Source organism: Paenibacillus sp. FSL R10-2778 (assembly GCF_038593035.1).
Taxonomy (GTDB): domain Bacteria; phylum Bacillota; class Bacilli; order Paenibacillales; family Paenibacillaceae; genus Paenibacillus_AQ; species Paenibacillus_AQ odorifer.
Window position 1 is genome coordinate 1,330,247 of sequence record NZ_CP151956.1, and the last position, 12,865, is coordinate 1,343,111.

Here is a 12,865-nt window from a genome sequence, read left to right on the forward strand (position 1 = left end):
AAGCGAATTAAAGAAAAGGGAGAGATTCAGTGATGAAGAAGAACATTTTAAGAGCAGCTTTGACTACAACAATGTTACTTAGCATGGTATTGGGGCAAAACGTGATTACTAACGCAGCAGCGGTTACACCAGTAACCGCATCTACACCATCAGCTACAGCAAAACCTGCTGCTACACCAGCACCCATTATGAGGGATAACTTAAGTAAATATGGTTTGAAAAAGGATTTAGAGTTGCCGGTTACGGTTACGGCGGGTGGGCTTAGTTATACGCTGGAGAAGTTTATGATTTATGATTTTAAGTCAAAAGATGCACAAAATTTAGTGAAACAATTTAAATATGACTCATTTGGAGTAATGGTTAGCAAACCTAAACATTTCATATGGACTAAGATTACGATTAAGAATAACAGCAATAAAATTGTTAAAAGATCCTTAAATGATCAAAAAGAAAAATGGGTTTTATCACTAAAAGATGGGGGGGAATTAGACCCGATTTGGCCGAAGGTAAATGAAGAGAAAATCAACAATAAAAGTGCATTCTATTACTACACGCTCAAGCCAGGGGAACAACTATCCACTTATCAAGCATTTTTATATGAAAAAGATTTTGACTATTTTGCAATTCGTATGTATCATGCTGGTGGATTTGATGAAAAATTAATAGTCAACTATTAAAAGGACAGTCAATATGAAAAAAGATATTTTAATATGTCTGTGCTTTTTGTTACTTGTTCCTTTTGCATTCTCCACATCTGTGCAAGCTGCTGAAACAAAATTAACTTCAATTTCTGTTCCTATTACGACTGGTTTGCTTGGATCTAACAATTCAGCTAAAGATTTTTATTTGGAGCTACCTAATGGTATAACTGGCTCTTCTATCAAAACAGACACTTTAAAATATACTGGATCTAATGGAAAAATAAGCATCTCGTTGGAAAATGGGAAAATCAAAGTTGCACTTAAAGGAGTGCCTAATCAAAAATATATTAGTAATGTAGTAGGATATAAAGCTTCTTGGAAAGCAATGTATAGAACAGACATATACAACTCGATTTGGTTGTATTCAGACGGAAGAAGATGGCAAATAAATCAATACGATGAAAGAAATGATCGGATGGTGACAGATGATAAAATTGCCACTGATGGGTATCCCTCAAAAAATCCACCTAGAACAAAGGTAACGGCAGGACCTTATCAAGATAAAGAATATCTAAAATGGTATAACGGATCGGTAAATGATGTTATTAATGATCAAGATATCATTCAATCTACTATAAAAGTTGTGCCTTTTGAAAAATCATCATATGCAGACGATCCTAAATTTAAAAATGGGAGAATTATATTGAATTATATGATCCCTGACGGTGTTCCTTGGGATAAAGAAAGTAATGACGGATTATCTGGAAAAGCGGAAGGACGAAAGTATAAAGCATTCGCATCCTATTATTACACGGCAGACGCTAAAGTAACCACCTACAGCTACGGGGGAACAGTCAGCTTTGAATATGGTCTCCCAGATGAAGCTACACTCACAGGTTCTGCAATTCTAGAACAACCTAATCCAAACCCAATTAAGTTTGATAATAAGAATGTTTCGGTTAAGATCGCATTGAAGGGTGAGCTGCTATCCTATAAAGATATTTCGAATATTTCAGAATGGATTTTTTATGCCAAAGAGAAGGGTAATGACAGTTCACTCCAGACAAAAAAGGTGTATACCAAAACTCTAACGACAAACGAAACTTTCAAGTTTGAAATTCCGAAGGAGAAAGTGGCAGGTAAAAGTAACTACAGTCAAGAGTACGAACTAAGTATAGTAGTGAGATTTAAGAATGAAGTCGTGACCAAAAGAAGTAAGTTCGATTCGTTAAAAGAATCTTTTACAGTCAAAGCAGGAGTGTATACAACCTCAGGTCCTCCGGGAGGAGGGTTTCCAGGTCCTACATCACCGCCAGAACTACCGAGAGAGTTAAAACCTCCAGCAGCTCTTATAAATGCACCGAAAACTGTAAAAGCAGGACAAGAGTTTGTAGCCAGTGCAGCAGGGTCGTATGACCCCGATGGTTATATTACGGATTACTTTTGGGATACCCCTAATGCTAAGGGAGAATTGAGCACTTTGCCAAGGGGAACGCTTTGGTATGATAAAGACCATTTGGGGGAACAAACACTTGCTTTGACTGTAATGGACGACGACAAAATGACTGGAAGTACTAGTACTGAGGTTAATGTCATTGAGCCAAAACCAGATGCATCTATCAGGGTAGATGGTACATTAAAGCAAAATCGAAAGGTTATCATACAAAGTTACGTTAGTAGCCCGACCCACTACCCAATAGTAGATGCTAAGACTAAATTCACCATCACAGCCGTATCAGGTGGAATGAATTCTGATATTAAATATAGCGGATCGCTGAACGGAGTATATAGCAAAGATGTGCTATTCAAGAAGCCAGGGAAATATAAAGCAACCATTTATGTGGAGAATACATTAGGGCTAACTGCGAGAAACGAAACAACTTTTGATATAGCACCAGACCAGAAACCTTTTGCATACTTTACGATGGCTGGAACAGCGTATCGCAATCCTTCAGATGGTAATCAAGCGACCCTATCAATAGATGATATGTCGTATTCACCAGACCAAGATATGGTGGCTCGAAGGCTTTGGGAATACCGCTACGATTCTGATAACAACGGAAATTTTTCAGGGGAACCATGGGTTGTTTTTAATAATGAGAATTTAGATCGTTTGAATCTCAAGGTAAGAGATGTTGGGCAATACGAAGTGCGACTAACTGTATTCGAAGAATTTGGCCAGCCGACCATCGATGAGTATGTGACACAGGCTGATCGGCAATCCATTAATTCGGAAACTACACAAAATGTGATCGAACGGATCTTCACGGTTAAAAATCAAGCACCTGATGTCGATTGGTCATGGTAGAGAGGATTAGAGATGCGGAAATTTAAAAAAACAATTTCAACGTTTATGGCCCTTGTATTACTATTTCTCTTACTCCCTGAATTTTATTCGGGGAGTGTTAAGGTAGAGGCTGCAGGTGACCCAAACATCGTCAATTATATGGACATACGAGTGGAGGGTTTTCAAAAATACGCTCCTACTTTACCGAGCGCAGGAAAAATTGGTTCTATAACGCTAGACGTACCTGGATTTACACTCACTAATGTTCGATTCGATTTAACTACAAGGAAATTTTTATATGATATCGTCTTGGATGGACCCATTATTATGAAAACTGGAAATGAAGCAAGATGGTGGCCTGATATGCAACGTACCAGATATGTTACCATTTCTACGGGTTTAGGAGATATCAATCATTATATAACTGCTAACTGGAGACAACATAAGGTAGTTGAAGGTCCAAACATAGATATTGGGGCTAATCATACATTTATTACGAATTCAAATGATTTTAATATAATAGAAACAAAGAGATGGGAAACGTGGTATGGAGATTTTCCAACTGAAATTTCTATCAATGTCGCCGCCGCTGACGCTCAACATCAGCCAGATCAATATTTGAATGGTTGGTACAATCAAGCATATACGTATATGTATAAATCATTAATTATAAATAGTGCACCAAGTCTTACAGTGACTACACCAAGCGAGCAGCAGCTACTAAATGAACCAGGATTCAGTGGAATGAACATCGAGGGATATGTTCGAGATGTGGACAATAATGATCTAGTCGTTAGTGCTGAAATCCCTAATGTGTTCTATAAACAAGTTCATGTCCAACAGGCACTAAATAATAAATGGTTTTCCATCCCAATAGATGTTTTGGCAGACGGAATTCCTCCTGGACGACACAATATCATTATCAAGGTTGTGGATCCCTATAATTATAAGGATGAGAAATCGTTGGTCGTTAATGTATCCTATAGGCTTAGGAATAAATCCTTTATATTGATTAACACTCCTATAGACTTATCAACCACATACAAAGACTATGAAGGAGATTCTAAATATCAAGAACGCTATAGATACGATCATAACCCGTATTTCTTCGATAATTCGATGGGTATCATTTCGGATAGTGGGTTATGGCGTTCAGAAAGGTATACCTCCTTTCCATATAGCGGACTCTATAACGCAACCTTTCAAGCACGAGATAATCCTAAAAACGATGACCGATTCGATGACTATCGTTTATGGAGTCGAGATAATTTATCTTCAATGACCTATCATGTTCATCGGAAGCCAATTGCATTGTTTGCTGCCAAACTGACGTGGGGATCTCTTCAGCTAACAGATAGTTCCTACGATTTGGACCACATCACGGCTGTTAATAAGGGACTTATAGCTTGGCAATGGCAGTATAAAAAAACTGATTCTGAAATATGGACAGATGGTCAACCGCCAGCTCAATTACCGAGTTCTGGACAATATGACATACGCCTTAGAGTGCGTGATGTCGATGGCGATAATGGGTTGGGGGTCTGGAGCGACTGGTGTGTTAGGACGGTGGGGGCTACAGGTAATCTACCTCCCGTAGCGGTATTTACCGTTGATCCTAATATCGTTTCCTACCGCAAGGCTACTAGCATAACAGATAAATCGTTTGATCCGGATAATGATCCATTAGATGTTTATTACTGGACGGTTATCAAAGACGGTTGGAATAAAATTTGGGAGCATTCGGGAGGAGCTACAACGCCACCTAATATTGCAGCTTTTGGGATTGGTAATTATCAAATTAGTTTACAAGTGCATGACAATCGAGGGTTATGGTCGGATTGGTATCGCCAAAATGTCCAGGTGATTAATCACCCACCCGCAGCAGCATTTAACATGCCAGCTGAAGTATATCGAGATACAGTAATTACAATGGATAATCTGACACCAAACCCTGATGAAGATGGAGATTCGCTTGCTTATTTATGGTACGCCAAACTCAACAATAGTCCTTATTATTATGCTGGTAGTAACCGCAACCAATCTTTGACGATACGAGATCTTCTTGCTGCAAACAGAATTTCACCGCAGCAGGCTATATCAGAAGGATGGGAAATGCGCCTTAAGGCAACAGACGTACCTAATCCCTCAAGTATTGGAGCTTTAAGTTCCAATGCAACACGCGTATTTACTGTTAAAAATCATGTTCCAACAGCTGCTATTAATGGTCCATCGGCAGTATTCCAATATGATACCCGACAATATACATCTTTTGATGAGGATGGAGATCCCTCCGACGTCGCTAGTCTGCAATACTTCTGGAAAGTAACAGATAGTGATGGCCTTACGCAATGGTTTCGAACTCCTAGTATTGATGTTAATTTTCCTGAGTCCGGTATCTATACATTGGAACACTGGGTTATCGATCAGATCGGTGATAAGTCTAATATAGCTACGTTGAAGGTGAGTGTTACTAAAAATCTAGCGCCCTCAATGACGTTGATAACCCCGGCGGGAACCGTAACCAATCCATCCGTTATAGATGCCGAAATACAAGGAGATCCATTAATTAAATGGAATTATACAGACCCAGAGAGTGATCCGCAGGAGAAGTACCGTTTAGAATTTTTTTCAAAAGACGGACTCTTAGTTAAGACAGTTGAAAACCTTGACACCACAGGTCAGCTGCGGCAGTATCAACTCCCTAACCATACATTCAATCGATTTGAATACTTCACCGTATATGGTCGGGCTTATTCCAAATTAAGCTGGTCAGAAATATCTAACGAAAAAACGTTTATCATCGACAATCCGCCGCAGCCCGGATTCACACTTATCACGGATACAGGCAGAGATGCTGCCAAAGAGCCGATTTATCGCACGGATCTTCTAAATATCAAGAGCAAAGCGACGGATCCAGACCTTCCAAAAGGAGATACGATCAGCCATAAGTATGATTTGAAATCATCTAACGGGACGGAAGGATTGGCTAGTACTCAAGATGAATTTACGAAGAAATTCACCTCAAATGGCGTCTTTACCTTGAAACAAACCGTTACGGATTCTCTAGGACTGTATCGAGAGCTATCTCTGAGTATCACCGTAGCCAACCGTAAACCGACCGTAACGATAACGTACCCAACAAGTACTGACTCAAGTAAGCCTATGATCGCAAGTACGCTTACACCAATCATCAAGTGGGATTATCAAGATGAGGATGGAGATGAACAACAGCGGTATAAGGTACAAATTATCAACTTGGCGACAGGGATGGTTAAGGTTCAATCTGGCGAACAAAATTCAAGTGCCGAACAGTGGCAAGTGCCAACTGGAATATTGGTTGAGAACGAAAAATATGCCGTGGAAGTGGAAGCTTTTGATGGTTATAACTGGAGTAATATCTCAGCGCGTAAATATTTCATGGTTAATCTACTGAGTATTAAAGGTGGGGTCCAGCACACAGAGGAATGGAATAACAACCGTAAAGGCTACAATTTGAACAAGAGCGGTAATGAGGAGAGTCCAAGAGGCTACAATGTGTTTTGGGCAGGTGAGCGATTTATATTGCAAGGGATAGCAACCGGTCTACCTGATACTGTTGAGGTAACGATGACGGGAGGTTATTCTACGCAACTAAATCCAACGAACAGTGACAAAACCTTGTGGACAGGCGAATTATATGATCCAGCATTTGTGAAACTTCCCGATGGTCCAGTGAAATTTACCTTCACAGCTAAGAATGAGTACAATACCAAAATTGATACAGTTACTGTTGTGATTGCTGGCGATTGGTCTGAATATTTTCGGAACCATCGTGTGAAGTAATGATACATCTACGACTTTATCCTTTTTCCATCTAAAAAGGCTACGCGGAAATACGATCCGCATAGCCCTTTTTTACGAGCAACAACTTATATAACTCCTTCAGTCCGTTCTTCATTCATTCTCATCATTCTTGTCGCAACGGAAGGGGTATGTAAAGGTATATTCGTCGAACGTGCAGAGGCTCTTTGAGCTCTACGCACATAATAGGATAACTTGCCGCTGAATATTTTATGGGAACAGAGTGAAAGAGCGAAATCCTCCGGGGTAACAAAGCAAGAAGGCTTATTCACAGGCTGAACTGCGGTATTTTCAAATAAGGAAGCAACAAAATGAGAGCAGAAATAAGCGTTCTCTCGATCTATTTTAACATTTAGAAGTACGCCGATAAGGCCTAAAAGATGGTATTTATAACGTTCCTGATTTTTCATCATCCCTTGGACATGATTGTACATGGCATCGTATTCCGTGGCACTGACACGTAACTGATAAATAGAGCAATTTGCGCTGCTATAGAAAGGGTGAATGAAATTTTCTTGAATCAGACCCGCGACGAATGGATTGTGCATTTTTTTTCTTCCGAAGCTGTACACCTCACGTAGTTCACTATCAAAGGCGATCGAAGCATGGTTCAGATCAGCTTTTGTAAACCACTTAATGAAACCACTGAAGGCTGTACCTGTACCGGTAAGCACAATATAAACATCCTTTTTCGACGTCATGTTCAGAATTCCTTTCCACTTGGAGATATTGGATAATGAATGAAAATTTTACTTGAGTAACTCCATCTTACTTTATATTCGAGCATAGTAAAACAAACTTTAGTCGCAATAGAAAACTAGACCATAGGCTAAGTAAAAACCCGTCTCATGACATAGTTACTTTTGCGTATATAAATGCGTAGATATTGCAAAACATAAGCTGTCAAACAAAGAGTTTTTAAAAACAATTGGAATTGCTTCCACACTAGTGATACAATAAGAGTCAAAATGACATTCTTGAGATTTCAGAGGAGGAACTATTAAATGAGTGAACAAGAACAAGCGATCCAGAAGGAAGAAAACTCAACAGTAGATAACCTGTCGATCACAACAATTCGTACGTTGGCTATTGATGCTATCGAAAAAGCGAATTCCGGCCATCCAGGTATGCCAATGGGTTCTGCACCAATGGGCTACCAACTGTTTGCAAAAACAATGAATCATAACCCTGATCATCCAACATGGGTAAACCGCGATCGTTTTGTATTGTCCGCTGGACATGGTTCCATGCTTCTGTACAGCTTGCTGCACCTTAGCGGCTATGATCTTCCTATGGAAGAATTGAAACAATTCCGTCAATGGGGTAGCTTAACTCCTGGTCACCCGGAAGTTGGTCACACAGCTGGTGTTGATGCAACTACAGGTCCGCTTGGACAAGGTATTGGTATGGCCGTTGGTATGGCTATGGCCGAAGCTCAATTGGGCGCAACCTACAACAAAGAAGGACATAACATAGTTGACCACTATACTTATGCTATTTGTGGTGATGGTGACCTTATGGAAGGGATCTCTTCTGAGTCCGCTTCTCTTGCTGGTCATTTGAAACTCGGAAAATTGGTTGTATTGTATGATTCAAATGATATTTCCCTTGATGGTAAATTGAATCTTTCTTTCTCCGAAAATGTAGCTCAACGTTTTGATGCTTATGGTTGGCAAGTTCTGCGCGTAGAAGACGGAAATGACCTTCCGGCTATTGAAAAAGCTATTAATGAGGCGCAAGCTGAGACTAGCAAACCGACTTTGATCGAAGTGAAGACAGTTATTGGTTATGGTAGCCCTAACAAACAAGGTAAAGGCGGCCATGGCGGTACTCACGGTTCCCCACTTGGAGCAGAAGAAGCTAAGCTGACCAAAGATTTCTACAAATGGGTATACGAAGAAGATTTCTATGTGCCTGATGAAGTTCGTGCACATTTTGCAGAAGTGAAGAAAAACGGAATCGCAGCTAACAAAGCTTGGGACGACAAATTTGCGGCTTACAAAAAAGCATATCCAGAGCTAGCTGCACAATTCGAAACAGTAATCAATGGCGATCTTCCAGAAGGCTGGGATGCTAACCTTCCAACTTACACTACTGAAGATAAAGCAGTATCGACTCGTGTCGCTTCCGGTAGTGCGCTTAACGGTCTGACTGCTGGCGTTCCTCAGCTAGTGGGTGGTTCCGCTGACTTGGAAAGCTCCACTATGACGCATTTGAATGGTTTGACATCTTTCACACCAGAATCTTATGATGGCCGCAACATTTATTTCGGCGTACGTGAGTTTGGTATGGCTGCTGCAATGAACGGTATTGCTCTGCACACTGGTCTTAAAGTATTCGGAGGAACATTCTTCGTATTCACAGACTACCTGCGTCCAGCAATTCGTTTGGCTTCGATCATGAAATTGCCAGTAACCTATGTATTGACACATGACAGTATTGCAGTTGGTGAAGATGGTCCTACGCATGAACCAATCGAACAATTGGCTTCCCTGCGTATCATCCCAGGTCTGACTGTTATTCGTCCGGCTGATGCTAACGAAACTTCTGCAGCATGGGCTTATGCTATGGAAAACAAGGAGAATCCGGTTGCTTTGGTTCTGACTCGTCAAAACTTGCCAATTCTTGCTGGAACCGTAGATGGCGTTCGTGAAAACATCAAACGTGGTGGTTATGTTGTCTCTGATTCCAAAAATGGCACTCCACAAGCACAACTTATCGCAACTGGTTCTGAAGTACAGTTGGCAGTTAAAGCGCAAGCTGCTTTGGCAGAAGAAGGCATCGATGTTCGTGTAATCAGCTTGCCAAGCTGGGATCTGTTCGAAAAACAAGACAAAGAATATCGTGATTCCGTAATTCTTCCAGGAGTCAAAGCCCGTCTTGCTATCGAAATGGCACAAACCTTCGGATGGGAACGTTACACTGGTGACCAAGGCGATATCCTAGGCATCACTACTTTCGGAGCTTCCGCGCCTGGCGATAGAGTTATGAAAGAATACGGCTTTACTGTAGAGAATGTAGTTAGCCGTGTGAAAGCACTTCTGTAATTAACTGAATAATCATTAGGGGGAGAACAAGTAATGAGTCAGTTTAACAACGCAACGATCGAAAAAGCAGCCAATGTATATTATGGCGGACAAGTAACCAGCCGTATGGTAATTTTGCAAGATGGATCTAAGGTGACACTGGGCATCATGTTGCCGGGTGTGTATGAATTTGGTACAGATGGTCCTGAAATTATGGAGATTCTGTCCGGCGATCTTAAAGTGCTGCTTCCCGGCACTGAGGTATGGCAGGAGATTAAGGGAGCGTCAACGTTCAATGTTCCTGGCAACTCTAAATTTGCGTTGGAAGTATTTGAAGTAACTGATTATTGCTGTTCTTACCCGGTTCTATAGAAAACAGACTTTTCTAAGGGCTGTCCTATAAGTAGCTTTTTTCTATGAGTGAGACGACCCGGATTCAATTTAAAAATCGTAAAAGTCAGCAAGGCAGCGGTTCTCCTGTTATTGGAGGATCGCTGCTTTTTGTGTTGTTGGTTGGTGATATTGCTTGATGTTCAATTATGTATTCATCATTCTATTTTGAGGCTTAAGGACTCAAATGACGTTAGGGCTGAATCGGATCATCACCAAATTAGCACTGAGTCATAACCATCCCCACCGCGTACGGACCCAGAGGACGCTATTAGCAAATTTATAGCCTTTTGAGCAAGTTTTCGGACTCCAGTGCAACTATTTCATAGAAATAGGCTCATAATTGGCGCTTTTTATGCCAATAGCGACTATGGAGTCCGATAGCATGCCAAATGTGGGATTATACTGCGAATAAGGTCAGCTGAGTCCGAAGGTGCTGTGTCATCACCAACTTGGCACCTGGTTAGCGCCAACCCACCGCGTACGGACCCAGATGGCGTTAGCGCTGGAGCAACACCAATTTAGTACCGGATCACCACCAATCCTACCGCTGTAGCACCTGGTCACCACCAATCCTACTGCTGTAGCACCCGGTCACCACTAATCCTACCGCGTACGGACCCAGATGACGCTATTAGCAAATTTATAGCCTTTTGAGCAGGTTTTCGGACACCAGTGCAGCTATTTCATAGAAACAGGCTCATAATTGGCGCTTTTTATGCCAATAGCGACTATGGAGTCCGATAGCATACCAAATGTGAGATTATGCTACAAATAAGGTCAGCTGAGTCCGATGGCGCTGTGTCATCACCAACTTGGGCACCCGGTTAGCGCCAACCCACTGCGTAAGGACCCAGATGGCGTTAACACTAGATCAACACCAATGTAGTACCGGGTCACCACCAATTCTACCGCTTAAGGACCCAGCTGACGCTATTAGCAAATTTATAGCCTTTTGAGCAGGTTTTCGGACTCCAGTGCAGCTATTCCATAGAAACAGGCTCATAATTGGCCTTTTTCATGCCAATAGTGACTATGGAGTCCGATAGCATGCCAAATGTGGGATTATACTGCGAATAAGGTCAGCTGAGTCCAATAGAGATAGCTGTGTACCGCAGAGGTTACTTAGTTAAAGGAGCTTAAGGTTTGGAGCGAGGGAGAGGTTCCAGAAAATACGGGATATACCGTAGTCATCAAGCGATCATCTTGGTAACCAATTTGCAACTAAACAGCAGCTCACCCAGTGACTCCTCCAGTAACTAAGCAGCAACTAAACAGCAGCTCACCCAGTGACTATCCAACAATTTCTCCAGTATCTATCCAACAATTCAGCGCTCCTTCAGTAACTTTTCTGAAATTATCTAACAACTCAACCAGTAACTTCTCCAGCACTTACCCAACATTTCAGCACTCCCTCAGTAACTTTTAAGCGACTATTTAGCAACTCATCAGTAACTCCACCAGCACCAATCCACCGTTTCATCACTAATACAGTAACTTTTGCGACAAACCAGTACTTCACGACCTTCTTAGTAACTATCCCACCAACACCACCACAACGTTCTGAGTAACTCCACAGCAACCAATATTTTCTTGCACTACAACTGTTAATTTGGTATTATAATTATACAAACAAACGTTCGTATAATTGGTTCGACAATGGGATTGTCCATAAAGAAAAGACCGCATCGCAATATCATGTGCGAGGCGGTCGTAAATGTTCTTATGAAGTAGGTTTTGAGCTCTTGGATTTATTTATTGGATACATTTGCACCCATCTTTTGGCCGATCCACTCTTCGTAACATTTCACTACGGCAGAGAGATCTTCTTCACCATAACCTTGGGTGAATCCAGCTTGGAACATGCTTTTAGCCAAGCCCAGCATAGGAGAAGGAACGCCTGTTGCATCGCTGTGGGCAGAGGCAAGCTTCAAATCCTTAAGCATTAGAGCGAGGGAGAATTGATTGCTGAAATCATCTTCTATGATTTTACGGCCTTTAAGCTCAGCTTGTTTGCTGCCCGCAGAACCAAGTTGTACCAGTTCCAGGAACTTGTCTGCTGGTACGCCTGATTTAACAGCAATGGCGAATCCTTCGGCTAGGGCAACATTATGAATACCAACCATAGCATTGTGAGCCAGCTTGGCCACAGCGCCGCTGCCGTTCTCACCCATATGTAGCAGCTTCTTACCCAAAGTATCAAAGATATCACGATGTTGTTCTATGACCTCAGCACTACCGCCGACCATGAACACTAAGGTTCCTTCAATCGCTGCCGGTTTGCTTCCAGTTACTGGCGCGTCTAGGAAATGTCCACCGCGCGCTTCTACAGCAGCGGCAATCTCACGAACTAGTCCTGGTGAAATTGTGCTGGAATCAATAATTAGTCCACCAGGCTTCACAGCATCAAGTATACCATCTTGACCATAAAACACTTCACGAACCGAATCATCATTGCTGATCATGGTAATAATAACATCCTTACCCTCAGCCGCTTCGCGGGGCGTGAGAGCAGTCTGGGCACCTTCTGCTTCAAGAGGTTTACACTTGGCTGCCGTACGGTTGTATACCGTAACCTGAAAGCCGCCACGTAGTAAATTGGAGGCCATAGGCGCACCCATTGTTCCGAGTCCGATAAAACCGATTTGTTTCATTTATATAGCCACCTTCCGTTTTCTTTA

Annotated in this window: 8 protein-coding genes; 5 read left to right on the forward strand and 3 right to left on the reverse strand. The window is 41.7% G+C overall.

What is annotated here, in order from left to right; translation table 11 throughout:
• Positions 1–32: 32 nt before the first annotated feature.
• Genes NST40_RS05850 through NST40_RS05860 form a run of 3 tightly spaced genes read left to right on the forward strand, consistent with a single transcriptional unit; the run spans position 33 to position 6,750 of the window.
• Positions 33–677, forward strand: a complete 645-nt coding sequence (locus NST40_RS05850) for a hypothetical protein (protein WP_076277697.1) — start codon at positions 33–35, stop codon at positions 675–677.
• Between the two features lie 13 nt (positions 678–690).
• Positions 691–2,949 (forward strand): PKD domain-containing protein, encoded by a 2,259-nt coding sequence (locus NST40_RS05855; RefSeq protein ID WP_076277698.1) that lies wholly within the window; start codon positions 691–693, stop codon positions 2,947–2,949.
• A 12-nt stretch (positions 2,950–2,961) separates the two neighbouring features.
• Positions 2,962–6,750, forward strand: coding sequence for a hypothetical protein (locus tag NST40_RS05860; protein ID WP_076277699.1), 3,789 nt, complete (start codon positions 2,962–2,964; stop codon positions 6,748–6,750).
• Between the two features lie 86 nt (positions 6,751–6,836).
• Here NST40_RS05860 and NST40_RS05865 read toward each other — a convergent pair whose 3' ends face one another.
• Positions 6,837–7,469: a hypothetical protein gene (locus tag NST40_RS05865; RefSeq protein WP_036681725.1), complete on the reverse strand. Its 633-nt coding sequence runs from the start codon at positions 7,467–7,469 to the stop codon at positions 6,837–6,839.
• Positions 7,470–7,772: 303 nt separating this feature from the next.
• On the opposite strand from NST40_RS05865, the gene tkt reads away from it, so the two are divergent.
• Both tkt and NST40_RS05875 read left to right on the forward strand, forming a co-directional pair.
• The gene (tkt, locus tag NST40_RS05870; protein WP_076185782.1) at positions 7,773–9,815 is read left to right on the forward strand and encodes a transketolase; all 2,043 of its coding nucleotides are present in this window, start codon (positions 7,773–7,775) and stop codon (positions 9,813–9,815) included.
• Positions 9,816–9,848: 33 nt separating this feature from the next.
• Positions 9,849–10,166 (forward strand): pyrimidine/purine nucleoside phosphorylase, encoded by a 318-nt coding sequence (locus NST40_RS05875; protein ID WP_076277700.1) that lies wholly within the window; start codon positions 9,849–9,851, stop codon positions 10,164–10,166.
• 1,387 nt (positions 10,167–11,553) lie between these two features.
• On the opposite strand, the gene NST40_RS05880 is transcribed toward NST40_RS05875, so the two are convergent.
• Positions 11,554–11,766, reverse strand: a complete 213-nt coding sequence (locus NST40_RS05880) for a hypothetical protein (RefSeq protein WP_076185779.1) — start codon at positions 11,764–11,766, stop codon at positions 11,554–11,556.
• A gap of 169 nt (positions 11,767–11,935) precedes the next feature.
• Entirely contained in the window at positions 11,936–12,838 is a 903-nt protein-coding gene (locus tag NST40_RS05885) for an NAD(P)-dependent oxidoreductase (RefSeq protein WP_076218826.1), read from the reverse strand.
• Positions 12,839–12,865: the final 27 nt, after the last annotated feature.